Consider the following 25,480-nt stretch of genomic DNA (forward strand, 5'->3'; position numbering starts at 1 on the left):
GTGTTTCCGCCAGTTGTTTTCTTGCACGATGGCGAAGAATCGCGGCGCGCGCCACTGGAAAGCGCTGGCGCCGACCGATAGAAAATTACGGTCATGCCTCGCGATGATCGTTCGAATCCGATGAGTGCAGCGTGGGATTATCAGGCACCGCGCTGGTTGCCGGGCGGCCATGCCCAGACCATCTGGCCGGCGCTGTTTGCGCGGCCCTATCGCCGCGAAGCGCCGCATTATCAGCGCGAGCGCTGGCAGGCCCCGGATGGCGACTTCATCGATGTCGATCACTTCGGCTGCACGGCGGGCGCGCCGTGGCTGGTGCTGTTCCACGGCCTCGAAGGCAGTTCGTCGAGCCACTATGCCATCGCGTTCGCGCGGGAAGCGCAGGCGCGCGGCTGGAATTTCAGCGTGCCGCATTTCCGCGGCTGTTCTGGCGAGCCCAATCTGGCGCCGCGCAGCTATCATTCCGGCGATTTCGCCGAGATCGACTGGATGCTCGCGCGCATCCGCGAACGCGCCGCCGCGCCGGTGCTGGCAGCGGGCGTGTCGCTCGGCGGCAATGCGCTGCTGCGCTGGGCCGAAGAAGCCGGCGACCGTGCCGCCGCCACCGCGCGCGCCATCGCCGCCATCTCAGCGCCGCTTGATCTGACCGCGGCCGGCGCGGCGATCGACAGCGGTTTTAACCGCATCGCCTATGCGCGGCATTTCCTGCGCACCATGAAGCCGAATGCGCTGCAGAAATGGCAGCGCCATCCGGGGCTGTTCGACCGCGACCGGATGATGGCGGCGACCACGCTGCGCGCGTTCGATGATTGCTTCACCGCGCCGCTGCATGGCTTTGCCGGCGTCGATGATTATTGGCGACGCGCCTCGGCCAAGCCGCATCTGCACACGATCCGGATTCCGGCGCTGGTGCTGAACGCCCGCAACGATCCGTTCGTGCCGGCGGCCTCGCTGCCCAGTGCCAATGAGGTTGGCGGCTACGTCACGCTATGGCAACCCGACAATGGCGGCCATGTCGGCTTTGCTTCCGGGCGCTGGCCGGGCCATGTCCACGCCATGCCGAACGCGGTCAGCGACTGGCTGGCCGCCGCGTGGGCGAGCTAAGCGGAGAGACGCTGGACGACGGCGCCCGGCCCGTCGTCGACATAATCGCCCCAATTCCAGCAGCCGCCACCGGCGCGCTTGGCGACATAGAGCGCATGATCGGCCTGATCGAGCACCGCTTCGATGCAGGTCGCGGCCAGCGCTTTATGATCGGTGACGATCACGCCGGCCGACGCGCCGATCCGCAAGGATAGCCCGATCACGTGGAACGGCAGCGACAGCGCGGTGATTGCGTTGCGCGCCAGCGTCGCGGCTTCGTCACGCCCGCTCTGGCCGGGGTGCACATATTGCAACAGCATGAATTCGTCGCCGCCAAACCGCGCCGCGAGGCCGCGTTCGGCCACGCATTGCCGCAGCCGCGTGGCGACCTGGCGCAGCAGTTCATCGCCGGTGAGATGGCCATGCTTGTCATTGATCGGCTTGAAGCCGTCGAGATCGATGGCGACGATAGTGAAGTGACCGGTCGCGCCGCCGAGCGCCGACAGGAACGCCGCGCGGTTCGGCAGGCCGGTCAGAAAATCCTGATTGGCGCGCTGCGCCAGCGCCTGCCTGGACTCCAGCCGCTCGATGAAGGCCGAGCTGAGATGGCGCGATGCCTCCTGCATCGTGGTCCAGAACAGCACCACCAGCACCGCACCGACCTTGAACTGAATTTCCGGCTGCCACAGCGCGGTCACCAGGATCGGCGCCAGCATCAAGCCCGAGGTCAGCGACACCACCCAGGGCCGCACCGCGGCGCGCGACACCATGCCGACGCAGAACGACATCGACAGGCCGAACGCCAGCCAGGCGCCCGGCAGATCGCCGATCTGCAGCGCACGTGATGCCAACAGCCCCAGCACCGAGCCGAACGACGCCGCGCCGATGCCGTATACCCGCTCCCAATAAACCACCTGGCGGTCGCTGAGCGCCGCGCGCCGCGGATAGCGCCACAGGCTAAGGAGACGCCCGGCCCCGATCACCACGATCAACACCGCCGTCAGCGCATAGACCGGGTCGGGCGTCACCAGCGTGAGGGTCACGGCCACGATCGCCGAGGTGACACACAGCGCCAGCACCTGAGGGAAGGCAGTATAAAGCAGGTCGACCAGTTCGCGGCGAACGGTCGGATGGGCGCTTTGCGGCTCTGACAAGACCTGGCGGTTCATGCGGCCACCATTGCAGCCAGTTCCTAATAGCCGTTTCCCGACGCTCCTCGTGACGGTGCTCGGTTAGGGATTGGGCTAATTGTCCGTTAATCGGATCGATTTCGAGGCATTTTCGGTGGAAAATGGCAGCAATTTGGTGCCCCGCGCCCCACGCGGCCCTGCTCTGCGTAACAGCATGCCGCAATAATCGATCGTGAGACGGGGCCGGTTGCGTAATTTTTTTCCTCGGCAAATCAGTAAATTAGACGGATATTTCGCGGTCGTTGAGGCTCTGAAAGCCCCGTTGCAACGCTCCGTTATGCAGAGCCGGGACAGCAGCTCCGCCGTTGGTTGGATGGACCCTCAGGCGGAACCGATTACAGCAGACCGATCAATCGGTTCACCGTTATCCGTTTCGTTCGCGCGCCAGGAGCAATTCCCGCATGTCGATCTCGTCCCGTGTTCTCCATCCGCAATTGCGTTCCAAGATCATGACCGCGGCAGATGCCGCGGCATTGATCCCGTCCGGCGCTACTGTCGGCATGAGCGGCTTCACTGGAGCGGGCTATCCCAAACTGCTGCCGCTGGCGCTGGCAGAACGCATCAACGCCCATCACGCCCGCGGCCAGAAGTTCAAGCTCAATGTTTGGACCGGCGCGTCCACGGCGCCGGAGCTGGATGGCGCGCTCGCCAAGGTCGACGGCATCGAATTGCGGCTGCCCTATCAATCCGACCCGACCTGCCGCAAGCGCATCAATGCCGGGCGGATGGACTATATCGACATCCATCTGTCCCATGTCGCGCAGCACGTCTGGTTCGGCTTTCTCGGCAAGCTCGACGTCGCGATCGTCGAAGTCGCCGGCATTCGCGAGGATGGCAGCCTGATTCCGTCGTCCTCGGTCGGCAACAACAAGACCTGGCTCGACCTTGCCGATAAGGTGATCCTGGAAGTCAATTCGTGGCAGGACATCCGCCTCGAAGGCATGCACGACATCTATTACGGCACGCAGCTGCCGCCGCATCGCAAGCCGATTCCGATTTTGGAATCGGGCGATCGCATTGGCGAAAAGTATCTGCGCTGCGACCCCTCCAAGATCGTCGCGGTGGTCGAGACCAACCTGCCGGACCGCAATTCGGCGTTCAACGCCCCGGACGAAAACTCGCAGGCGATCGCCGGCCACATCCTGGAATTCCTCAGCCATGAGGTGAAGAAGGGCCGGCTGCCGGAGAATCTGCTGCCGCTGCAATCGGGCGTCGGCAACGTCGCCAATGCGGTGATGGCCGGCCTCGAAGACGCTCCATTCGAGAACCTCACCGCCTACACCGAAGTGATGCAGGACGGCATGCTGCACCTGCTGCGCAAGGGCAAGCTGATCCATGCCTCCGCCACAGCGCTGTCGCTCAGCCCCGAGGGTTATGACGAGTTCACCAGCAACCTGGACTTCTACCGCGAGCGGCTGGTGCTGCGTCCGCAGGAGATTTCCAACCACCCCGAAGTGATCCGCCGGCTCGGCGTGATTGCGATGAACGGGCTGATCGAGGCCGACATCTACGGCAACGTCAACTCGACCCACATCATGGGCACCAGCATCATGAACGGCATCGGCGGCTCGGGCGACTTCGCCCGCAACAGCTTCCTGTCGTTCTTCATGACGCCGTCGGCGGCCAAGGGCGGCAAGATCTCGTGCATCGTGCCGATGGCATCGCATGTCGATCACACCGAGCACGACGTGCAGGTGATCGTCACCGAACAGGGCCTGGCCGATTTGCGCGGCCTGAGCCCGAAGGCGCGCGCCAAGGTCATCATCCAGAACTGCGCGCATCCGACCTTCCGGCCGGCGCTTAAGGAATACTACAAGCGCGCGCTGGAATATTCGCCGGGTCTGCACACGCCGCATATCATTGATGAAGCGCTCGGCTTCCTGCCGAACTGGATGGCCAACAAGGCCGCGCGCGAAGCCTGGCGTGAAGACGCGGTGATCCAGGCCGACGTCTGGCGCTAACGCGCCCTCAAATCGCTGGCGTATCGCCGCGCCAGCGATTTCCGATCTCGTTCGCAGAGCGTGCAGCCGCAGGGCTGCGCGCTCTTTGTTTTTCAACCGAGTTACGCGAAGCGATCAGAATTCAATCGAAGCTGCTGGAAAACCGCCAAGGAAATTTCACGGCGCCTGCTCATGATCAACGTCAACAGCCCGCGCGCGCATGGGGTGCCGCGGAGCGACGCTGACGAATGACGAGGACGGTGATGAAAGCTTGCGATGTGATGTCGACTCACGTGATCGCGGTGCGGCCGGAGACGCCGGCGCGGGCGGTGGCCGAAACGCTGCTGAAACACGGCATCAGCGGCGTTCCGGTGGTCAATGCCGATGGTGCGCCGCTCGGCGTGATCAGCGAGGGCGATCTGATGCCGCGCGATGTCGCCGAGCGCGAAGCGCGGCGCGAACAATGGCTGAGCATGTTGTCGCACGGCCAGGACGTCGGCTCCGATTATCTCGAACTGCTGACCGATGATGATCGCTCGGCCAGCGAAATCATGAGCGCCCCGGCGGTCACCATCGAGGCCGACGCCGAATTGCTGGAAATTGCCGGGCTGTTGTCGGCAAACCGCATCAAGCGGCTGCCGGTGATGCGCAACGGCAAGCTCGCCGGCATCGTCAGCCGCGCCGATCTGGTGCGCGCCGTGGTGCAGTCGGAAGCCGATGCCATCACGGCAGCGGCGCAGGTCAGCCGCAACGGCGATGGCTGGCCGGTCGCCTCGGCGCGGCTGGAAGCCCTGACCGCGCCGCCGGCACAGCCCGAACCGGCAGCGGCCGCCCCCGCGGGCGGGCTGTCGGCGGCCGGCTTCCACGATCTTGTCTCCCATCATGAACAACAGCTGCTGCAACAGCGCGAACAGGAGCGGCTGCGCGCCGCGCAACAGCAGCACAAGGACGCACAGGATTTTCTGGCCAATCAGCTCACCGAAGAAGCCTGGCAGCAGATGCTCGCCAATGCCCGCGCCGCGGCGCTGCGCGGCGAGGAAGAGAGCCTGATGCTGCGCTTCCCCGCCGAAGTGTGCCGCGATCACGGCCGCGCCATCAACGCCCCGGACCCGGCCTGGCCGGAAACGCTGCGCGGCATGGCGTCCGAGGTGTTTTTGCGCTGGCGCTCCGAGCTGCGGCCGCAGGGCTTTGCCCTGCATGCCCGCGTTGTCGAATTCCCGAACGGCATCCCCGGCGATATCGGCCTGTTCCTGGCCTGGTAGCGGCGTCCCCAGCCCCGTTCACGCAACGATATGGAAGCCGCGATCGGCATAGCTGACCGAGCCGGTCAGCGGGACCGCGGCATCGCTGGCGAGGAAGGCGGCCACCTGGCCGATTTCCTCGATCGAGGTCAGCTGATGGGCCGGGGTGCGCTCGCGCACCCGGTCGAGCAGTTCATCGAAACGACCAATGCCTGACGCGGCGCGGGTCTTCACCGGCCCGGCCGATAGCGAATGCACATGGATGCGCTGCGGCGCGAGGTCGGCGGCCAGCGTGCGCACCGTGGCCTCCAGCGCCGCCTTGACCGGCCCCATGACGTTGTAGTGCTCGACCACGCGCTCGGCGCCGAAAAAGCTGACGGTCTGCAGACTGCCGCCCTCCGCCATCAGCGGCACCGCCAGCCTCGCCATCCGGATGAACGAGTGGCAGGAAATATCCATCGCCATCGCAAAGCCTTCCGCAGAACAATCGACCAGCTTGGCCTGCAGATCCTCGCGCGGCGCGAATGCGATCGAGTGCAGCAGGAAATCGAGCCGGCCCCATTCACGCGTCAGCCGCTCGAACACCGCTTCCAATTCGCCCGGCACCCGCACATCGCAGGGCACGATAATCGGCGCCTGCAGCGCTTCGGCGAGCGGCCGGACGAACGGTTCTGCTTTCGCGTTCAGATAGGTGATGGCAAGCTCGGCACCTGCGGCGCGAAACGCCTGCGCGCAGCCGGTGGCGATCGAATGCTCGTTGGCGATCCCGACCACCAGACCGCGTTTGCCGGCAAGATTGACAAGGGAGGGCATCGAATGGGCATCTCCAGACAGCGGCACACGACGAATGAGGCCGCGATACCGGGTCACAATAGCGTCGATTCAGCGACGGCCAGCGCCACATCGGCGCGGTCGCGTGGCGGCAAATCGTCGTAGTCCAATGTCGTCAACGCTTCACAGACCCTTGCGACACCGGAGCATTGCTCGTTCGCGCGGCAGATTGTTTGCTGCGGCAGCAGGCCGCATCAAACAACGCATCGGGTACGGTTTCCGGGCCGCAAAGTTTGTCCAATTCCATCCCTTTTGGCTGAGAAACTCGATACAGAAGATGCTTGCGGCTGCGTCGTTAGATTCGCTGTGCGGCCGCAGGAAGCCCGAACGGACTGCGGATCAAGAGAGGCTTGGATGAGTGTCGTAATTGATGCCCCGCTCGCTCGTCACGCGATGGCTTATGTGCTGGCAGGAGGCCGTGGCAGCCGATTGATGGAGCTGACCGACCGCCGCGCCAAGCCGGCGGTGTATTTTGGCGGCAAATCGCGGATCATCGACTTCGCGCTGTCCAATGCGCTGAATTCGGGCATCCGCCGCATCGCGGTCGCCACCCAATACAAGGCGCACAGCCTGATCCGCCATCTGCAGCACGGCTGGAACTTCTTCCGGCCGGAGCGCAATGAGAGCTTTGACATTCTGCCGGCGAGCCAGCGCGTCTCCGAGGAGCTCTGGTATCTCGGCACGGCCGACGCGGTCTATCAGAACATCGACATCATCGAGAGCTACGACCCGCAATTCATCGTGCTGCTCGCGGGCGACCACATCTACAAGATGGACTACGAGAAGATGCTGCAGCAGCACGTGCACCAGCGCGCCGACGTCACGGTCGGCTGCCTGGAAGTGCCGCGCAAGGAGGCATCCGGTTTCGGCGTGATGGATGTCGACGCCAACGACCAGATCCTGTCGTTCGTCGAAAAGCCCGAGAATCCGCCGACCATGCCGGACAAGCCGGACATGTCGCTGGCGTCGATGGGCATCTATGTGTTCGACACCAAATTCCTGTTCGAGGAACTGCGCCGCGACGCCGCCGACAAAAACTCGAGCCACGATTTCGGCAAGGACATTATTCCTTACATCGTCAAGAACGGCAAAGCGGTGGCGCATCGCTTCGAGAGCTCCTGCATCCGCTCGCACGCCGAGTCGGCCTCCTATTGGCGCGACGTCGGCACGGTCGATGCCTATTGGGCCGCCAATATCGACCTGACCGATATCGTGCCGCAGCTCGATTTGTACGACCGCAACTGGCCGATCTGGACTTTTAGCGAGATCACGCCACCGGCGAAATTCGTGCACGACAAGGTCGGCCGCCGCGGTCTGGCCACCTCCTCGCTGGTATCGGGCGGCTGTATCGTCTCCGGCTCGACGCTGCGCGAGACGCTGCTGTTCACCGGCGTGCGGGTGCATTCATTCTCCACCATCGAACAGGCGGTGATCCTGCCCTATGTCGATGTCGGCCGGTCCTGCGAGCTGACGAAGGTGGTGATCGACCGCGGCGTGCATATTCCCGATGGTTTGGTGGTCGGTGAAGACCCGGAGCTCGACGCCAAGCGCTTCCGGCGCACCGAGAACGGCGTCTGCCTCATCACCCAACCCATGATCGACAGGCTGGAGCTATGAAGCCGATTACTGCGCTCTCGGTCGCATCCGAGGTTTATCCGCTGATCAAGACCGGCGGCCTTGCCGACGTCACCGGCGCGCTGCCCGGCGCGCTCGCCGCCCATCAGGTGACGCTGCTGACGCTGATCCCCGGCTATCCGGCGGTGCTGAAAGCGATCGACAAGGCCGAGCCGGTGCACCATTTCGCGGACCTGCTCGGCGGGCCGGCACGGCTGTTGGCGGCACGCAAGGGCGAGCTGCAGCTGCTGGTGCTCGATGCCCCGCATCTCTACGACCGGCCGGGCAATCCCTATATCGGCCCCGACGGCAATGACTGGCCCGACAATGCCCAGCGCTTTGCTGCGCTGGCGCGGGTCGGCGCCGAGCTCGGCCAGGGGCTGCTGCCCGGTTTTGTGCCCGAGCTGATCCACGCCCATGACTGGCAGGCCGGCCTGACCGCCGCCTATCTGCGCTACAGCGACCGCCCCGGTCCGGCCACGGTGTTCACCGTGCACAACCTGGCGTTCCAGGGCCAATTCCCGCATGAATTGCTGCCGGCGCTCGGGCTGCCGCCGAACTCCTTCACCATGGACGGCGTCGAATATTACGGCGCGATCGGCTTCCTGAAGGCCGGATTGCAGCTGTCGGACCGCATCACCACGGTATCTCCGAGCTACGCGCTGGAAATTCAGGCGCAGGACGCCGGCATGGGGCTGGATGGCCTGTTGCGGCAGCGCTCGCATCATCTCAGCGGCATTTTGAACGGCATCGACGAGGCGGTGTGGGACCCGGCCACCGACACGCGCATCCCCGCGCCCTATTCGACGCGCAAGCTGCACGCCCGCGCCCTCAACAAGGCGGCGCTGCGCGAGCATTTCGGGCTGCGCTCGGAAACCGATCGGCTAGTGCTCGGGGTGATCAGCCGACTGTCCTGGCAAAAGGGCCTGGACATGCTGCTGGAAACGATGCCGGTGCTGCTGTCGGAGGGGATTCAGCTGGCGCTGCTCGGCACCGGCGACGCCGAGCTTGAAACCGCGTTCCGCCAGGTGGCGCAGTCCCATCCCGGCCAGATCGGCGTTGCGATCGGCTATGACGAGAACCTCGCCCATCTGATCCAGGCCGGTGCCGACGCGCTGCTGGTGCCGTCGCGCTTTGAGCCCTGCGGCCTGACCCAGCTATGCGCGCTGCGCTATGGCACGGTGCCGGTGGTGGCGCGGGTCGGCGGCCTGTCCGACAGCATTATCGACGCCAATGAAATGGCGATCGCCGCCGGTGTCGCCACCGGGGTGCAGTTCGCGCCGGTGACCGCCGACCGGCTGGCGGCGGCGCTGGTCCGCGCCCATGCGCTTTATTGCGACCGTCCGGTCTGGAAGACCCTGCAGCGCAACGGCATGCGCGCCGACGTATCCTGGCGGCGGCCGGCCGAGCACTACGCGCAGCTGTACCGCGCATTGCTCAACGCCCGGAACCCGCATCTGGCGATGTAAGCGCGCAATGCGAACGTCTGGCGGACATCGCGTCCGCTGGACGACTATTATCAGCAACTCCTACCATTGACCCGTCATGCCCGCGCTTGTCGCGGGCATCCACGTCTTGAAAGCGCTGCAAGATCAAAGACGTGGATGGCCGGGACGGAGCCCGGCCATGACGTGCGGAGTGGTTGGTATCAATCGTCGTTGGTAAATCTGCTGCGATCATCAGCAGCGAGTTCCTGCCAAAACTACAGTTAACGCCCTTCACAATGGCGTCACGCTGCCTGTAGTATGTCCTGGCCTACGCTGCTTCGCAGCATTCTGGGGGCCAGGAGCGTTACTTGAACGCGCATGTCTCACAGGGCGGTTGGCCGGTATTAGTATTGAACGCGGATTTCCGCCCGCTCAGCTACTACCCACTGTCACTTTGGTCGTGGCAAGACGCGATCAAGGCGGTGTTCCTCGACCGCGTCAATATCGTCGAGTTCTACGACCGCGCCATCCATAGCCCCAGCTTCGATATGCAGCTGCCGAGCGTGGTGTCGCTCAAGTCCTTCGTCAAACCGTCGACCCATCCAGCCTTCACGCGCTTCAACGTGTTTTTGCGCGATCGCTTCGTTTGTCAGTATTGCGGCGCGCCGGATGATCTCACTTTCGATCATGTGACGCCGCGCTCCAAAGGCGGCCAGACCACCTGGGACAATGTCGTCGCGGCCTGCTCGCCCTGCAATCTGCGCAAGGGCAATCTCACGCCGCATCAGGCCGGCATGTTTCCCAAGCAGACACCATTCGCGCCGACCGTGCACCAGCTCCATCGCAATGGCCGGCTGTTTCCGCCGAACTATCTGCACGAAAGCTGGCTCGATTACTTGTACTGGGACACCGAGCTCGATCCGTAAGCTGGTGAACTGACGCCCCACTCCACAGCATCGCAGTGATCACCTGGCAGCCGTGAGGTCGCGAACGCGGTAGCGCATTCGCGCGGCGTGCCGGGACAGTGCGCGTCCGCTGCCTCAATTATCCCTCACCCGCTCGGCCCCCGCGTGCCATCGCCGGCGCGTCGCCATTGGTCCGGTCATGCGACCGAAACGACGGCAGCGGCCGAGTCCGGTCTTGATTTCGATGCAATTTCGATATATCGAAATAATATCGATAAGGCTTTGGCCGCGCTGACGGCCAAGGCCCAAGCAGGAGCGATGCAATGTTCAAATGTGGCGCAGGCGGTTTTGGTGGCCGCCGCTTTCAACACGCGCCGCCCGACCAGGGTGGCGGTAATTTTGGCGGCTTTGGCGGTTTGGGCCGAGGCGGCGGCCAAAACAGCGGCCGGGGCCGCAGCCGGCGCATGGGTCGACTGTTCGGCCATGGCGACCTGCATCTGATCATATTGCGGCTGATCACCGAGCGGCCGCGCAGCGGCTACGACCTGATGAAGTCGATCGAGGACAGCGTGGCGGGCGCCTATAGCCCGAGTCCCGGCACCATCTATCCGGCGCTGGCGCTGCTGGAGGACCGCGGTTTTGTCGAGGTCAACGGCGAAGGCCGCGCCAAGCTGTACAGCGCGACCGACGCTGGACGCAGCTATCTCGGCGACAATCGCGACGTGGTCGAGGCGATGCTGGCCAGGATCGCCGAGGTCGGCGCCAGCCGCGCCGCCGTGCCGGCTCCGGTGGTGCGCGCCATGGAGAATCTCAAGCTGGCATTGCAACTGCGCATGGAGCGCGGTGCGCCAAGCGAGGAAGCGGCCCGCGCCATCGCAGCGGCGATCGACCGCGCCGTCACCGAAATCGAAAGGAGCTGATCATGGACCAGAGGCGCTGGGTGCAGCGGCGGCTGCGCCAACTGTCGCAGGCACGGATGCTGGGCCGATCGGTGGCCGACGCCGCCGATACCCCGCAACTGGCGCCGCCGCCACCGTTCCTTGAACCGCCGCCGGCCCGCCCCGCCGCGCCAGTGCCGCAGCGACCACGCAGCACCGACGACACCCAGGACCAGCCTGCTGATCCGCAGCGGCAGCCTGCGCATTGATCGGAGACCAACGGCCGGCGGCCTGCCGGTGGTGAATTGATCGCAAACTGGCTGGAGAACTGACGCCGCAGGCTTCGGGCTTGATCCCGATCTCCATTTCCATTATTCACGAACTATGGAATCGAAAGCTGTCATTGAGGCCTTGTCCGCCCTTGCGCAAGAGACCCGGCTCGCGGTGTTTCGGATGCTGGTGCGTTGCGAGCCGGACGGCATGGCCGCCGGCGATCTCGCCAAAACCGTGGGCGTGCCGGCCAACACCATGTCGGTGCATCTCAATGTGCTGAGCCGCGCCGGGCTGGTCAGCTCGACGCGGCATAGCCGCTCGATCGTCTATCGCGCCGATCTCGACCGCTTTCGCGCGCTGATGACGTTCATGCTGAAAGATTGCTGCGGCGGCCGCAGCGAAATCTGCGCGCCGCTGATCGCCGATCTTGTGCCCTGCTGCCCGCCGAAGGAAACCGTCGATGGCTGATCGGATCTTTAACGTGCTGTTTCTCTGCACGGGCAACACCGCCCGCTCGATCCTGGCCGAAAGCATTTTGCGCAAGGATGGCGCCGGCAAGTTCAACGCCTTTTCGGCCGGCAGTCAGCCCAAGGGCGTCGTCAATCCGTTCGCGCTCAAAGTGCTTGCCGCCAGCGACTATCCCACCGAAGGACTGCGCTCCAAGAGCTGGCAGGAGTTCGCCGCGCCCGATGCCCCGGTGATGGATTTCGTGTTCACCGTCTGCGACAACGCCGCCGGCGAGACCTGCCCGGTGTGGCCCGGCCAGCCGATGACCGCTCATTGGGGCATCGACGATCCGGCGGCCATCGACGGCAACGATCTCGAGAAGGAACGCGCTTTCGTGCAGGCGTTCCGCTTCATGAAGAACCGGATCAGCGTCTTCACATCCCTGCCCATCAAGCGGCTGGACGGAGTCGCGCTCGACGCCAAGCTACGCGAGATCGGCCACACCGAAGGCGCGAGCCGCGGCCGTCCGGAGGTGGCGTGATGGATGTCATCATTTATCACAACCCGGCCTGCGGCACCTCGCGCAACACGCTCGCTTTGATCCGCAATGCCGGCATCGAGCCGCACGTCATCGAGTATTTGAAGTGCCCGCCGAGCCGCGCGCTGCTCGAGCAACTGATGCACCGCGCCGGGCTGACGCCGCGCGAGCTGCTGCGCGAGAAAGGCACGCCGTTTGCCGAGCTGAAACTGGATGATCCCGCGCTCAGCGACGCGCAATTGATCGACGCGATGATGGCGCATCCGATCCTGATCAACCGGCCGCTGGTGGTGACGCCGAACGGCGTGCGGCTGTGCCGGCCGTCCGAGGCGGTGCTTGATCTGCTGCCGACGCAGCGCGGCGAATTCCGCAAAGAGGATGGCGAGCTGGTGATCGACGCTCACGGCCACCGCATCGCTGGTGCTTAGTCACGTGCGCCACAGCGCCGTCATTGCGAGCGCAGCGAAGCAATCCAGACCTAACGCAGTGAGCTACTGGATTGCTTCGTCGCTGCGCTCAGGTCCAATCAAGTTACTTCGTTATCAGGATGCTTCAGCGCACTTCGACACCCCATCACCGTCGTCATGGCCGGGCTCGTCCCGGCCATCCACGCCCTTCACGGGATAGCCGCTGCAAAGACGTGGATGCCCGGCACAAGGCCGGGCATGACGAACGACAATCAGACTGGTAGCCAAGCGATCGTCTTCATTGCGAGCGTAGCGAAGCAATCCAGCACCAAACGGCGAGCATGGATTGCTTCGTCGGCTTCGCCTCCTCGCAATGACGGGAGGATGGTCCGAATTTTCTCTTGAACTTCGTTTCTTGTTCCGAGGCAGCCAATGTCCACCTTCGAACGCTATCTGACGCTATGGGTTGCGCTGTGCATCGTCGCCGGCATCGCGCTTGGCCATTTCATGCCGGGCCTGTTCCAGCTGATCGGCGCGGCGGAAATCGCCAAGGTCAATTTGCCGGTCGCGGCCTTGATCTGGCTGATGATCATCCCGATGCTGGTGAAGATCGACTTTGCGGCGCTGGCTGGGGTGCGCGACCATTGGCGCGGCATCGGCGTCACGCTGTTCATCAACTGGGCCGTCAAACCGTTTTCGATGGCCGCGCTGGCCTGGCTATTCATCGGCACGCTGTTCAAATCCTATCTGCCCGCCGACCAGATCAATTCCTACATCGCCGGCTTGATCATCCTCGCCGCGGCGCCATGCACCGCGATGGTGTTCGTGTGGTCGAACCTGACCAAGGGCGAGCCGCATTTCACGCTGAGCCAGGTGGCGCTGAACGACACCATTATGGTGTTCGCTTTCGCGCCGATCGTCGGACTGCTGCTCGGGCTGTCGGCGATCACCGTGCCGTGGGACACGCTGGTGCTGTCGGTGATCCTGTATATCGTGGTGCCGGTGGCGATCGCGCAACTCCTGCGGCGGCGGCTGTTGGCCACGGGCGGCAACGCGGCGCTACAGAAACTGCTCAAAGTGCTACAGCCGCTGTCGCTGGTGGCGCTGCTGGCCACGCTGGTGCTGCTGTTCGGCTTCCAGGGCGAACAGATCATCAAGCAGCCGCTGGTGATCGCGCTCTTGGCGGTGCCGATCCTGATTCAGGTCTATTTCAATGCGGGCCTCGCCTATCTGCTCAACCGCTTCGTTGGCGAGGCGCATTGCGTCGCCGGGCCGTCCGCGCTGATCGGCGCCAGCAATTTCTTTGAGCTGGCGGTGGCCGCCGCCATCAGCCTGTTCGGCTTTGAATCGGGCGCGGCCCTCGCCACCGTGGTTGGCGTTCTGATCGAAGTGCCGGTGATGCTGAGCGTGGTCTGGATCGTCAACCGCAGCCGCAGCTGGTACGAGGCGCGACCGCAGGCATCGTGACGCGCTCGCACTGCACTAACCCCGTCATTGCGAGCGCAGCGAAGCAATCCAGTATCACACGATAGGCCTGGATTGCTTCGTCGCGTAGCCTGTGCCCGGACGGCGCAAAGCGCCGATCCGGGTGCTCCTCGCAATGACGGAAGGAAACGACGACGCGGCGCCCCGTCGAACGCGATCACACCTCCGGTGCGGCGCGGCGCACAGCAAAACTCGCCGTCAGCGGTGCCGTTGAGTCGCTGCCGACAAACACGTCGAACGGCGATTCATCCTGCACCCAGTCGCGCGCGGCCGCGTTCCAATAGCGAAGCTGCTGCGGGCCGAGCGCGAACTGCACCGTGCACCGCTTGCCGGGCTCCAGCGTGACGCGCTGAAACCCTTTCAGCTCGCGCACCGGGCGCGCCGCGCTGCCATAGCGCTGATGGATATAGAGCTGCACGACCTCATCAGCGGTGCACTTGCCGGTGTTGCAGACCTCGACGCTGACTTGCAGCGTCTCGCCCGGCGCGATCTCCGCCCTATCGAAGCTCAGCCCGACAAACGCAAAGCTGCTGTAGCTGAGCCCAAAGCCGAACGGATAAAGCGGGCTATTCGGCTCGTTCCAATAACGCTGCTCGGCCTTGTGCGGCTGATGCGACTTCAGCCGCGCATAGGGCAGCGGCAACTGGCCGATATTGCGCGGCCAGTTGAACGGCAGCTTGCCGCCCGGCGACACATGGCCGAACAACAGATAGGCGATCGCGGTGCCGCCCTGTGTGCCGGGATACCAAATCGTCATCAGCGCCTGCGGCGTGCTGCCCTTGAGATCGAGCGGCCGCGCGCTCATCAGCAGCAGCACGGTCGGCGTGCCGGTGGCTAGCACCGCATCGAGCAATTGCTGCTGACGGCCGGGCAGATCGAGCGAGGAGCGCGAGGCGTTTTCGCCGATCATGATCTGCGCTTCGCCAAGCACCAGGATCGCGACCTCGGCGCCGCGCGCCAGCTCGGCGGCGCGGGCGATCTCCGACTCGTCATCGACTTCGATGCGCGGCGCCTGCTTGTGCTCGGGGCTTTCGAAGATCGAGCGGAATTGCCGTGCCGGCACGCTGACGCCGGGCGAATACGCAACCTGCACCTGATCGCCGAGCGCCGCCTTGATGCCGGCCAGCACCGTGACCGTTTCCTGATCGTCCTGCGCAAAAATCCACGGCCCCGAACTGTCGCGCGCGGCATCGGCGAACGGACCGATCACCGCGACCGAACGCAGCGCTTCAGCATTGAGCGGCAGCAGCTGATTTTCATTGCGCAGCAGCACCACTGATCGCTCTGCGGCCAGCCGCGCGACGGCGCGGTGCTGCGGATCGCTCAGCACCGCACGCGCGCGCGCAATATCGACATAAGGCTGCTCGAACAGCCCCATGCGGATTTTCGCTGCCAGCACGCGGCGCACGGCAGTGTCGAGCTCGGCCATGGTGATGCGGCCATCGGCCAGCGCCTCGGGCAGCCGCTTGTAGGCCGATTGCCCGAATGGCGGCGCCATCTCCATATCGACGCCGGCCTGCAGCGCGCGCACGCCGGCCTCGGTGAGATCGGCGGCAACGCCATGGGTGGTGAGGTCGGCCGCGGCGCCAGCATCGGTGACCACAAAGCCGTCGAAGCCGAGCGTGCCGCGCAGCACCGTGGTCAGCAGCCAGCGATTGCCAGTGGCCGGGATGCCGTTCAGCCCCATATAGGCGGTCATGACATTGCCGGCGCCGGCGTCGATCGCGGCCTTGAACGGCGGCAGATACACGTTCCACAGCTCGCTATCCGACAGATTGACCTCGTCATAATCGCGGCCGCCGAGCGCCGCGCCATAGCCGGCAAAATGTTTCGGACCAGCGATCACGCGGTCCGGGCTGCCGAGATACGGCCCCTGGAAGCCGCGCACCTGCGCCGCCGCCATCGCCGCGCCGAGATAAGGGTCTTCGCCCGCGCTTTCGATCAAGCGGCCCCAGCGCGGATCGCGCGCGATATCGACCATCGGCGCAAACGCCCAATGCAGACCGATCGCGCGCGCTTCGGCAGCCGCCACCGCCTGCCCCTGCTCGACCAGCTCCGGGTCCCAGCTCGCCGCCATCGCGATCGGCACCGGCATCACGGTGTGAAAGCCATGGACGATGTCGAAGCCGAACAACAGCGGAATGCCGAGCCGGGTCTGTTCGACCGCGATGCGTTGCAGGCGATTGATGTCCTCAGGATCGGTCACGAACAGCAGCGAGCCGGCGCGCCCCGCCGCCACCTCGGCCTCGACGCGCTTGGCCTCATCCTGCGAGGTCAGGAAATCGAAATACTGGGTGATCTGCCCCGCCTTTTCCTCGACGGTCATCTGCGCCAGTAGAGCATCGACGCGGGCGCGCACCACGGCGTCGTCCAGCGCTGCGGCGGGCGCCTCGCCCTCGTTCAAAACTGAACCGCTCGATCCCGGCTGGTTGATGTTCATGTTCGTTCCTTGACAGAGTGTATTGCTGCCGCAAAAGGCCACTTCGAACGGCAGATCAGGTTCGCATCATCGGCTCAAGTGTCGTTGGCGCAGATCATCTCCTCATCTCCGGCAGCATTGCTGCGTGCAGATCGGCTTCGCGCTGCGAGGACGACGGCGGCGTGCCGATCGCGTCACACTGGCGCATCAAGCTTTCATGTCAACTGCGGTGGACCGCGACAAACCGTGTCACGACGCATGCCGCGCTGTCATTGACGCGCAGCATTGCTGCAACTGCGCTCGTTGCACTGCACGCGATTGCTCGATTTGTCAGCAATGTCAGCGGTCGCCGCGGAATTAGTAACTGCGTGATGGGACATGGTGACGCATCGATTACCACTGCAGTGCGGGAGATGCGGACAATGGCAACGATCATCGTGACTTGCTACGCTGCGCACAGCAGATATGCTGTCGCGGCAGCTTGACATATACGAAGGTTTCGGTTGACCCGACCGAGCCTCACCGGTCACCTTTCTAACAAAATGCAAGAGTTCGGCCTGCAATCAACTGATTGCCTTCTGCACGAACCATCAACACACATTGGAGAGGAAATATGTCCCAAAGGAAAACGACGCTCGACCGTCGCACGATTCTCAAGGCCGGCGCAGGCGGCGCTCTGGCGTTGGCTGCGCCGATGTCATTCATCCGCGGCGCCTGGGCCGACGACTTCTGCAACATGCCGAAGGGCTCGACCGTCACCTTCGGCTTCAATATTCCGCTCACCGGCCCCTATGCCGACGAAGGCAATGACGAGCTGCGCGCCTATCAGCTCGCCGTCAAGCATCTGAACGGCGAAGGCGACGGCGGCATGCTGAAAACCATGAAGCCGCTGGCGCTGAAGGGCAATGGCGTGCTCGGCAAGAAGGTCGCGTTCGTCTCCGGCGATACCCAGACCAAGGCTGACGCGGCGCGCGCCTCCGCCAAGCGCATGATCGAGAAGGACGGCGCGGTGATGATCACCGGCGGTTCGTCCTCGGCCGAAGCGGTCGCGGTGCAGTCGCTGTGTCACGACATCGGCGTGATCTTCATGGCCGGCCTGACCCACTCCAACGACACCACCGGCAAGGACAAGCGCGCTTACGGCTTCCGCCACTTCTTCAACGCCTATATGTCGGGCGTCGCGCTCGGCCCGGTGCTGGCCGAAGCCTATGGCAAGGACCGCGCGGCCTATCATCTCACCGCCGACTACACCTGGGGCTGGACGCAGGAAGAGTCGATCAAGGACGCTACCGAGAAGCAGGGCTGGAAGACCATCAAGGCGGTCCGCACGCCGCTCGGTGCCGGCGACTTCTCGCAATACATCACCCCGGTGCTCAATTCGGGCGCGGACGTGCTGATCCTGAACCACTACGGCAAGGACATGATCAACTCCTTGACCCAGGCGGTGCAGTTCGGCCTGCGCGAAAAGATGGCGAACGGCAAGAAGTTCGAAATCGTGGTGCCGCTGTTCTCCGAACTGATGGCCCAGGGCGCCGGCGACAACATCAAGGGCATCATCGGCACTGCCAACTGGGACTGGAAGCTCGAGGACGAAGCGACCCGCGCTTTCACCAAGTCGTTCGGCGCCGCTTACGGCACCCCGCCCTCGCAGGCCGCGCAGACCTGCTACGTGCAGGCCATCCTGTATGCCGACGCTTGCGAGCGCGCCGGTACCTTCAATCCGACCCAGGTGATCAAGGCTCTCGAGGGCTTTGAATTCGACGGCCTCGGCAACGGCAAGACGCTGTATCGCGGCGCCGATCACCAGTGCTTCAAGGACGTGCTGGTCGTGCAGGGTAAGGACAACCCCAAGGACAAGTACGATCTGTTGAACATCAAGAAGATCGTCGCGGCCAAGGACGTCACTTACGATCCCGCCATTTTTGGCGGCGAACTCGGATCGAGCGAAGCCAAGAAGTGCTGATCGCGGCCGGGACTGGATCAGTCCCGCCGCTTTGACGTGTCTCCGGTCGACTGCGCCCCAGGTGCAGCCGGCCGGTCCGTGTCACTCGCAGCGCCGGGCGATCACCGCACGCTGCGACGACACGGCGACACGGCCTAAGCAAAACGCGACTTAGCAAGATTCGACCTAAGCAAGACGCGACTTAACAAGACGCGACATAACAACGTCAGAACAGAAACGTCGGGCCACACACGTCGGAACAGACACGTCACAACACCTGACGTGGGACCCCAGACGTAGCAACGACGATTGCCTCTCATGCCGTCTCGCCGCCTGGTGGCGCCGGGACGGAACGATGCGCAGTGCCACGGCCGGCTCGATGAGCTGTCCTTGCGGAAGGTTGGGCGACGAATGGACGCATTTATTCTTCAGATATTGAACGGTCTCGACAAGGGCGGCGCCTATGCGCTGATTGCCCTCGGTCTGACGCTGGCTTTTGGCACGCTCGGCGTCGTCAACTTCGCGCATGGCGCGTTGTTCATGCTCGGCGCGTTCTGCGCGGTGACGCTGAACAAGATCCTGACCTATGAGATCGTCCGCATCGATCCGACCCGCACCACGCCATGGGGATCGCCGCTTGAGGTGAAGACGCCCTATGTGCAGGCCATGCTCGGCGACTGGGGCAAGTTTCTGATCGACTATTCCGTTCCGGTGTCGATCCTGCTGGCGATTCCGGTGATGCTGCTGATCGGCCTGGTGCTGGAACGCGGCCTGATCCGCTTCTTCTACAAACGCCCGCACGCCGACCAGATCCTGGTGACGTTCGGCCTCGCGATCGTGCTGCAGGAAATCGTCAAGCAGATCTTTGGCGCCAACCCGATCCCGCAGGTGGCACCGCATATCGTGTCCGGCAGCCTCTCGCTGACCGACACCATCGTCTATCCGTACTGGCGCATCGTCTATCTGGCGTTCTCGGTGGTGGTGATCGGCGCGGTGTTTGCCTTCCTGCAGCTCACCACCTTCGGCATGGTGGTGCGCGCCGGCATGCAGGACCGCGAAACGGTCGGCCTGCTCGGCATCAATATCGAACGGCGTTTCACCATCGTATTCGGCCTCGCGGCCGTGGTCGCTGGCCTCGCCGGCGTGATGTACACGCCGATATTACCGCCCGATTATCACATGGGCATGGACTTCCTGGTGCTGTCCTTCGTGGTGGTGGTGGTCGGCGGCATGGGCTCGCTGCCCGGCGCCGTGCTAGCCGGCTTCCTGCTCGGCATCGTGCAGTCATTCGCGTCGATGAACGAGGTCAAGGCGCTGCTGCCCGGCATCGACCAGATCATCATCTATTTGATTGCCGTCATCATTCTGCTGGTTCGGCCACGCGGACTGCTCGGCCGCAAGGGCGTGATGGAGAGCTAGTCAGATGAAGCACATTACCAAAACCGCAGATTTCATTCTGCTCGGCTGTTTCGCGCTCGCGGTGGCGCTCGGCCCGTTCATCTTCGCGCCGATCGGCGCCGGATATCCGGACCTGCTGCAGAAGTTCGCGATCTACGGCATCTTCGCGATCGGCTTCAACATCCTGTTCGGCCTCACCGGCTATCTGTCATTCGGCCACGCCGCGTTTCTCGGCGTCGGCTCCTATGCCGCGGTGTGGTCGTTCAAGCTGGTGTCGATGGAGCTATTGCCGGCAATCGGGCTGTCGGTGCTGCTGGCCGGCCTGCTCGCGCTCGCGATCGGCTTCGTCAGTCTGCGGCGATCGGGCATCTACTTCTCGATCCTGACGCTGGCGTTCGCGCAGATGTGCTACAACATGGCCTATTCGGTGCTGACGCCGATCACCAACGGTGAAACCGGCTTGCGCGTGCTGCGCACTGACCCGCGCTATCTCGACGCCGCGATCGGCTATTCGGCGAAGGCGCCGACGCTGTTCGGCCTCGAGATCACCGGCTGGACTGGCTATTACATCTGCGGCGTGGTGCTGATTGCCGCATTCGGCCTGTCGATCGCGATCTTCCGCTCGCCGTTCGGCATGACGCTGCGCGCCATCAAGTCCAACCAGAACCGGATGGGCTACACCGGCTTCAACTCCCGGCCCTATCTGCTCAGCGCGTTCGTGATGTCTGGCATGTTCGCCGGTCTCGCCGGCGCGCTGCTAGCCGCCACCGACCCGCTGGCAGGCGCGGAGCGCATGCAGTGGACCGCGTCGGGCGAAGTGGTGCTGATGACCATTCTCGGCGGCGCCGGCACCCTGCTCGGCCCGGTGATCGGCACCGGCATCATCAAATACTTCGAGAACATCTTCTCGGCCTATAACGAGAACATGCTGAGCGCGATGTTCTCGTTCCTGCCGGATGGCGTGCGCGAACCGCTGGTGAAGTTCATGAGCCTGTTCGTCGGCGACGGCTGGCAGCTCACCCTCGGCCTGATCTTCATGGCGGTGGTGATCTTCTTGCCCGGCGGCGTGATGGAAGGCGTGATGCGGCTGTTCCGGGTCAAGCGCACCCCGCGGGTGCGCTCGCTCGGCGACTCGCCGCAGCGCGACATGCTCGGCGAAAGCATCATCGAGGATATGCCGTCGGACTATGACTCCTCCGGCGCCCACAAACATCCCGCCAAGAACAACGTGACTCCGGTGGCGCCATGAACCCGACCCTGCTGCATATTGACAATGTCCATAAGACGTTCGCCGGCCTGCACGCGCTCAGCGACGTCAACCTCGATATTCGCGAGGGCGAGACCCACGCGATTATCGGCCCGAACGGTGCCGGCAAATCGACGCTGCTCAATGTCTGCGTCGGCGTGATCGCGCCGACCAAGGGCAAGGTGCTGTTCGACGGCCAGCAGCTCACCGGGCGCCGGCCGTTCGAGATCAACCAGCTCGGCGTGGCGCGCGTGTTTCAGACGCCGGAGATTTTTGGCGATCTGACCGTAATCGAGAACGTGATGATGGCGATGCTGTCGCATCGCGACGGCGCGTTCCGGCTGCGGCTCTTGTCGCGCTTTGACGAGCGCGGCCAGGTTGGCCGGCGCGCCGCCAAGGCGCTGGCCGATCTCGGGCTCGGCGATCATTTGCATCACCTGGCGGGCGCGCTGTCGCGTGGCGACAAGCGGCGGCTCGAGCTGGTGATGAGTCTGGCGCAGGACCCGAAGATGCTGCTGCTGGATGAGCCGACCGCGGGCATGGCCCGCGCCGACACCAACACCACCATCGACATTTTGCGCGACATCAAGCGCAAGACCGGGATCACCATCGTCATCATCGAACACGACATGCATGTCGTGTTCTCGCTCGCCGACCGCATCACCGTGCTGGCCGGCGGACGGGTGATCGCTCAGGGCGTGCCTGAGGAGATCAAGGGCAATCCCAAGGTGATCGAAGCCTATCTCGGCGAGGAGCAGGTATGAACGTGCACACTATTCAGCGCCCGCAGGCGACCCAGCCCACTGGCACGCCGTTCTTCTATTGCCGCAACCTCGATTCCTATTACGGCGACAGCTACATCGTGCAAAAGGTGTCGTTCTCGCTCAACAAGGGCGAGATTCTGGCGCTGCTCGGCCGCAACGGCGCGGGCAAAACCTCGACGCTGCGTTCGATCGCCCGCGCCTCGACGCCGGAGCTGCATGGCGGCGAGGTGGTGCTCGACGGCGTCAAGCTGCACGGCAAGCCGAACTACTTCGCGGCCCAGGCCGGCGTACAGCTGGTGCAGGAGGATCGCCGCATCATCCCGGGCATGACGGTCGAGCAGAATTTGCAGCTCGCCATCATCAACGGCAAGAAGGGCTGGTCGTTCGAGCGCATCTACGAGCTGTTTCCGCGGCTCGCGGAGCGGCGCAAGCAGGAAGGCGTCACCATGTCGGGCGGCGAGCAGCAGATGCTGGCGATCGCCCGGGCGCTGGCGCGCGACGTCAAGCTGCTGCTGCTGGACGAGCCCTATGAAGGGCTGGCGCCGGTGGTGCGGCAGGACATCGCCAAGGCGTTGATGGAGGTGCGCGCGGCCGGCATCACCAGCATCATCGTCGAGCAGAACGCGCTGGCGGCGCTGCATCTGTCCGACCGCGCGGTGATCCTCGACACCGGCGAAGTGGTGTTCGACGGCACCGCGCAGCAGGTGCTCGAGGACGAAGACCTGCGCCATCGCTATCTGGCGATCTGATCGATCGTTGCCACGACAACGGTCTTAGCGGCTCTGAGAACCGCTAAGACCTTTTTTTTGGGGCTCAAGAGCCCTCATGATTTTTGGGAAGCCTGCCAGACATCGATGACGATGTTGCCGCTGGAAAGCTGCAACGCTCCCTGTTGTCCCTCCCCCTTGTGAGGAGGTGGACGGCCCGATGACAATCGGGCCGGACGGGTGGGGGTGTCATCAGGCGAGCTCCGGAGCCTACGAGGCAACGCCGGGCGCATAGCCCCCACCCCGGCGCTTCGCGCCGCCCCTCCCCACCGCTCCGACACCGCTCCGCGGGGGGAGGGAGCACGCGCAACTTTAGATGCGGCGCTTGCTGCTAACGCCACAAGAGGCGCCCCACGATCACCCCAGTTCCGGGCGACTGTCGCTTTGCTTGGCGGCGCCAAAAATGTCCCAAACTGCGATGAACATCGCCGCGATCACCGGGCCGAGGATGAAGCCGTTCAGGCCGAACACGTTGATGCCGCCGAGCGTTGAGATCAGCACCACATAGTCCGGCATCTTGGTGTCTTTGCCGACCAGCACCGGCCGCAGCAGATTGTCCACCAACCCGATCACGAACGCGCCATAGGCGAACAGCACCACGCCTTTCCAGACCGCGCCGGTGGCGAGCAGATAGATCGCGATCGGCACCCAGACCAGGCCCGCGCCGACCGCCGGCAGCAGCGACAGAAACGCCATCACCACCGCCCACAGCAGCGCGCCGCCGATGCCGAGCGCCCACAGCATCAGCCCGCCGAGCGCGCCCTGCAGCATGGCGATCACCATGTTGCCCTTGATGGTGGCGCGGATCACCACGATGAATTTCAGCAACAATTCATTGAGCTGATGCTCATGCAGCGGCAGCACGCCGCGAATCCGGCGCGTCAGCTTCTCGCCGTCGCGGAACAGAAAGAACAGCAGATACAGCATCACGCCGAGATTGATGACGAACTCAAAAGTGTTTTGGCCGATGGTCAGCGCCTGCCCGGCCAGAAACTGGCTGCTCTTGAGCAGGCCATCTGACAATTGCTGCTGCAATGCGCCGAGATTGCCGATGTCGAACTCTTTCACCAGATCGGTGACCCAGGACGGCAGCGCCGCGGTCGCCTCGCGGAACAGCCGCACCAGATCGATCTCACCCGATTGGAACCTTGCATAGGTGCGGGCCGCCTCCTTGGTCAGCGCCGCGCCGATCAGCGATAGCGGCAGCAGCACCATCATGATGATGATCGCCAGCGTCAGCAGCGCGGCGAGATTGTCGCGGCCGTTCAGGCGCTGCCACAGCCAGCGATGCAGCGGCGTGAACACGATCGCGATCACCACGCCCCACAACAGGCCGCTATAAAACGGCAACAACACCCAGCCAAAGGCCAGGGTCACCACCACGATCAGCAACACGAAGAACTTATTCTCGTCAGCGCGCATGCGGACCGTTGTTTTGGAGACGGCAGGCGCTGACCACGCGCTGCACCAGCGCGCGAGCGGTGTCGTGATCAGCGGCGAGCGCCGCCAGCCACAACAGCACGCCGCCATGGAACAGCGCGGCGCCGGAGCCGACTGCGGTGAGATGCCAGATCACGCCGGGCCCGGCCATCATCAGCGCGCAGCCGGACGAATAGAGTAAGCCAAGCCAGATCGGCAACGGATGGCCGAGCCGCCAGGTGGTGATCGCGAGCAGCGCGATGGCAATCACGGCCTTCACCACCGCCATGAACCGCAGCAGCATCGCAAGCTCGGCGTCGCTGCGCAGCAGTTCCGCTCCAGCCGGCGCCAATAGCAGGCCGGCCGCGGCAGCGATCATCGCCACCAGCAGCAGCGCCGGTTGCCAGAGGCTGCTGCGCCACAGCGGCGGCCGCGCGGCGGCGCGGGTCGCAGCATCTGCGGCGGCCCTTCGGTGCAAGGGGTAGCCGACGGCATCGGTCATCACCACCTCCGTGGGTCGATCAGCCACGCTAGCGCAACGTTGCCGGATCGGCAATTTCCCCGTCAGCGACGGAAATTGCCCGATCACTCTTTCTTGGCGGCGGCCGCGCGGCGGGCATCGGCAACCGCCATGGCGAACTGCTCCTTGGTCAGCACGCCCGGCACCCGGAACTTGCCGATGATGTAAGACGGCGTGCCGACAAAGCCGAATGCCTTGGCCTGACTGTCGCTGCGCTTCAGCACCGCCTCGATCGCGGCGCGGTTCTTGTCGAGATCGCGGCCCGCGCGATCGACATCAAGGCCGGCGCGCGCCAAGGCGTCGCGCGCGGTGCTCTCGGTGAGACGCGAGGTCATCGCCATCAGCGCATCATGCGCTTCGATAAACTTGTCTTGATATTTGCACGCCAGCGCCAACCGCGCGGCATAGACCGAGGCCGGGCCGAGTACCGGCCAATCCTTGAACACCATGCGGATCTTGCCGTCTTCCTTGACCAGCGCGTGCAGATCGGGCGCGATCTTGCGGCAATAGGGACACTGATAATCGGCAAATTCCACGATGGTGATATCGCCGGCCGGATTGCCGGCCACCGGAATCTCCGGATCGCGCAGCACCGAGGCTTCGCTCAGCACTTCAAGGTCGGAAGCCGCCAGCGCCGCGGTGCTGCCACCGAGCAGCAGCGCCGCACCGGTCAAGACCAGCGCATGACGGCGCGAAAGCTGGGGGCTGGTCGGCGCGCGGCCGGCGGACATCGTCTGCGTGATCATCAT

24 protein-coding genes are annotated in these 25,480 nt (G+C 64.3%); 17 read left to right on the top strand and 7 right to left on the bottom strand.

Translation table 11 applies throughout. The features are described 5' to 3' along the window. Positions 1-120 precede the first annotated feature (120 nt). Positions 121-1,101, top strand: coding sequence for a YheT family hydrolase (locus BJ122_RS04185; RefSeq protein ID WP_110779892.1), 981 nt, complete (start codon positions 121-123; stop codon positions 1,099-1,101). On the opposite strand, the gene BJ122_RS04190 is transcribed toward BJ122_RS04185, so the two are convergent. After that, a complete protein-coding gene (locus BJ122_RS04190; RefSeq protein WP_110779893.1) occupies positions 1,098-2,249 on the bottom strand; it encodes a GGDEF domain-containing protein in 1,152 nt (383 codons plus the stop codon). The genes BJ122_RS04185 and BJ122_RS04190 overlap by 4 nt on opposite strands. 422 nt (positions 2,250-2,671) lie before the next feature. Between BJ122_RS04190 and scpC the strand changes: the two genes are divergently transcribed. Together scpC and BJ122_RS04200 are read left to right on the top strand one after the other, a co-directional pair. After that, the gene (gene scpC, locus BJ122_RS04195; protein ID WP_110779894.1) at positions 2,672-4,231 is read left to right on the top strand and encodes a succinyl-CoA:acetate CoA-transferase ScpC; all 1,560 of its coding nucleotides are present in this window, start codon (positions 2,672-2,674) and stop codon (positions 4,229-4,231) included. A gap of 242 nt (positions 4,232-4,473) precedes the next feature. Continuing rightward, positions 4,474-5,472, top strand: a complete 999-nt coding sequence (locus BJ122_RS04200) for a CBS domain-containing protein (RefSeq protein ID WP_110779895.1) — start codon at positions 4,474-4,476, stop codon at positions 5,470-5,472. Between the two features lie 18 nt (positions 5,473-5,490). Here BJ122_RS04200 and fabI read toward each other — a convergent pair whose 3' ends face one another. Then, a complete protein-coding gene (gene fabI / locus BJ122_RS04205; protein WP_110779896.1) occupies positions 5,491-6,264 on the bottom strand; it encodes an enoyl-ACP reductase FabI in 774 nt (257 codons plus the stop codon). A 372-nt stretch (positions 6,265-6,636) separates the two neighbouring features. On the opposite strand from fabI, the gene glgC reads away from it, so the two are divergent. The 3 genes from glgC to BJ122_RS04220 all read left to right on the top strand — a co-directional run bounded on the left by glgC (position 6,637) and on the right by BJ122_RS04220 (position 10,249). Further along, positions 6,637-7,899, top strand: a complete 1,263-nt coding sequence (gene glgC, locus BJ122_RS04210) for a glucose-1-phosphate adenylyltransferase (protein ID WP_110779897.1) — start codon at positions 6,637-6,639, stop codon at positions 7,897-7,899. Next, positions 7,896-9,365, top strand: a complete 1,470-nt coding sequence (gene glgA / locus BJ122_RS04215) for a glycogen synthase GlgA (protein ID WP_110779898.1) — start codon at positions 7,896-7,898, stop codon at positions 9,363-9,365. Before glgC ends, glgA begins: the two co-directional genes overlap by 4 nt. Positions 9,366-9,691: 326 nt before the next feature. Then, positions 9,692-10,249 carry an HNH endonuclease gene (locus BJ122_RS04220; RefSeq protein WP_110779899.1) on the top strand — a complete coding sequence of 186 codons (558 nt, stop codon included), beginning with the start codon at positions 9,692-9,694 and terminating at the stop codon, positions 10,247-10,249. Positions 10,250-10,425: 176 nt separating this feature from the next. Here BJ122_RS04220 and BJ122_RS18950 read toward each other — a convergent pair whose 3' ends face one another. Next, positions 10,426-10,713: a hypothetical protein gene (locus tag BJ122_RS18950; protein ID WP_146227152.1), complete on the bottom strand. Its 288-nt coding sequence runs from the start codon at positions 10,711-10,713 to the stop codon at positions 10,426-10,428. Between BJ122_RS18950 and BJ122_RS04225 the strand changes: the two genes are divergently transcribed. The 6 genes from BJ122_RS04225 (at position 10,693) to arsB (ending at position 14,238) form a co-directional block, all read left to right on the top strand. Continuing rightward, positions 10,693-11,148: a PadR family transcriptional regulator gene (locus BJ122_RS04225; protein ID WP_110779999.1), complete on the top strand. Its 456-nt coding sequence runs from the start codon at positions 10,693-10,695 to the stop codon at positions 11,146-11,148. The two genes, BJ122_RS18950 and BJ122_RS04225, sit on opposite strands and share 21 nt — an antisense overlap. A 2-nt stretch (positions 11,149-11,150) precedes the next feature. Further along, complete coding sequence (locus BJ122_RS04230; RefSeq protein ID WP_110779900.1) at positions 11,151-11,375, top strand: hypothetical protein; 225 nt, start codon at positions 11,151-11,153, stop codon at positions 11,373-11,375. A 115-nt stretch (positions 11,376-11,490) separates the two neighbouring features. Beyond that, positions 11,491-11,847: an ArsR/SmtB family transcription factor gene (locus BJ122_RS04235; RefSeq protein WP_110779901.1), complete on the top strand. Its 357-nt coding sequence runs from the start codon at positions 11,491-11,493 to the stop codon at positions 11,845-11,847. Then, a complete protein-coding gene (locus BJ122_RS04240; RefSeq protein ID WP_110779902.1) occupies positions 11,840-12,367 on the top strand; it encodes an arsenate reductase ArsC in 528 nt (175 codons plus the stop codon). The genes BJ122_RS04235 and BJ122_RS04240 overlap by 8 nt, the downstream gene beginning before the upstream one ends. Continuing rightward, entirely contained in the window at positions 12,367-12,792 is a 426-nt protein-coding gene (gene arsC / locus BJ122_RS04245) for an arsenate reductase (glutaredoxin) (RefSeq protein WP_110779903.1), read from the top strand. The genes BJ122_RS04240 and arsC overlap by 1 nt, the downstream gene beginning before the upstream one ends. Positions 12,793-13,203: 411 nt before the next feature. Further along, a complete protein-coding gene (gene arsB / locus BJ122_RS04255) occupies positions 13,204-14,238 on the top strand; it encodes an ACR3 family arsenite efflux transporter (RefSeq protein ID WP_110779905.1) in 1,035 nt (344 codons plus the stop codon). 175 nt (positions 14,239-14,413) lie between these two features. On the opposite strand, the gene bglX is transcribed toward arsB, so the two are convergent. After that, positions 14,414-16,696: a beta-glucosidase BglX gene (bglX, locus tag BJ122_RS04260; protein ID WP_110779906.1), complete on the bottom strand. Its 2,283-nt coding sequence runs from the start codon at positions 16,694-16,696 to the stop codon at positions 14,414-14,416. Between the two features lie 592 nt (positions 16,697-17,288). On the opposite strand from bglX, the gene BJ122_RS04265 reads away from it, so the two are divergent. From BJ122_RS04265 to BJ122_RS04285, 5 genes are all read left to right on the top strand, one after another. Continuing rightward, positions 17,289-18,638, top strand: coding sequence for a substrate-binding protein (locus BJ122_RS04265; RefSeq protein WP_110779907.1), 1,350 nt, complete (start codon positions 17,289-17,291; stop codon positions 18,636-18,638). A 390-nt stretch (positions 18,639-19,028) separates the two neighbouring features. Continuing rightward, positions 19,029-20,036 carry a branched-chain amino acid ABC transporter permease gene (locus BJ122_RS04270; protein WP_103012194.1) on the top strand — a complete coding sequence of 336 codons (1,008 nt, stop codon included), beginning with the start codon at positions 19,029-19,031 and terminating at the stop codon, positions 20,034-20,036. A 4-nt stretch (positions 20,037-20,040) separates the two neighbouring features. Then, positions 20,041-21,264: a branched-chain amino acid ABC transporter permease gene (locus tag BJ122_RS04275; protein WP_110779908.1), complete on the top strand. Its 1,224-nt coding sequence runs from the start codon at positions 20,041-20,043 to the stop codon at positions 21,262-21,264. Continuing rightward, on the top strand, positions 21,261-22,025 hold the full coding sequence (locus BJ122_RS04280) for an ABC transporter ATP-binding protein (protein WP_027278539.1): 765 nt from the start codon (positions 21,261-21,263) through the stop codon (positions 22,023-22,025). The genes BJ122_RS04275 and BJ122_RS04280 overlap by 4 nt, the downstream gene beginning before the upstream one ends. Further along, positions 22,022-22,774: an ABC transporter ATP-binding protein gene (locus BJ122_RS04285; RefSeq protein ID WP_110779909.1), complete on the top strand. Its 753-nt coding sequence runs from the start codon at positions 22,022-22,024 to the stop codon at positions 22,772-22,774. Before BJ122_RS04280 ends, BJ122_RS04285 begins: the two co-directional genes overlap by 4 nt. A gap of 375 nt (positions 22,775-23,149) precedes the next feature. On the opposite strand, the gene BJ122_RS04290 is transcribed toward BJ122_RS04285, so the two are convergent. The 3 genes from BJ122_RS04290 to BJ122_RS04300 form a co-directional block, all read right to left on the bottom strand. Then, the gene (locus tag BJ122_RS04290; protein WP_110779910.1) at positions 23,150-24,214 is read right to left on the bottom strand and encodes an AI-2E family transporter; all 1,065 of its coding nucleotides are present in this window, start codon (positions 24,212-24,214) and stop codon (positions 23,150-23,152) included. Further along, positions 24,204-24,713: a hypothetical protein gene (locus tag BJ122_RS04295; RefSeq protein ID WP_110779911.1), complete on the bottom strand. Its 510-nt coding sequence runs from the start codon at positions 24,711-24,713 to the stop codon at positions 24,204-24,206. Before BJ122_RS04295 ends, BJ122_RS04290 begins: the two co-directional genes overlap by 11 nt. Positions 24,714-24,796: 83 nt before the next feature. After that, positions 24,797-25,477: a DsbA family protein gene (locus BJ122_RS04300; RefSeq protein WP_245407605.1), complete on the bottom strand. Its 681-nt coding sequence runs from the start codon at positions 25,475-25,477 to the stop codon at positions 24,797-24,799. Positions 25,478-25,480 lie beyond the last annotated feature (3 nt).

The sequence above is a fragment of the Rhodopseudomonas faecalis genome, from assembly GCF_003217325.1.
Taxonomy (GTDB): Bacteria; Pseudomonadota; Alphaproteobacteria; order Rhizobiales; family Xanthobacteraceae; genus Rhodopseudomonas; species Rhodopseudomonas faecalis.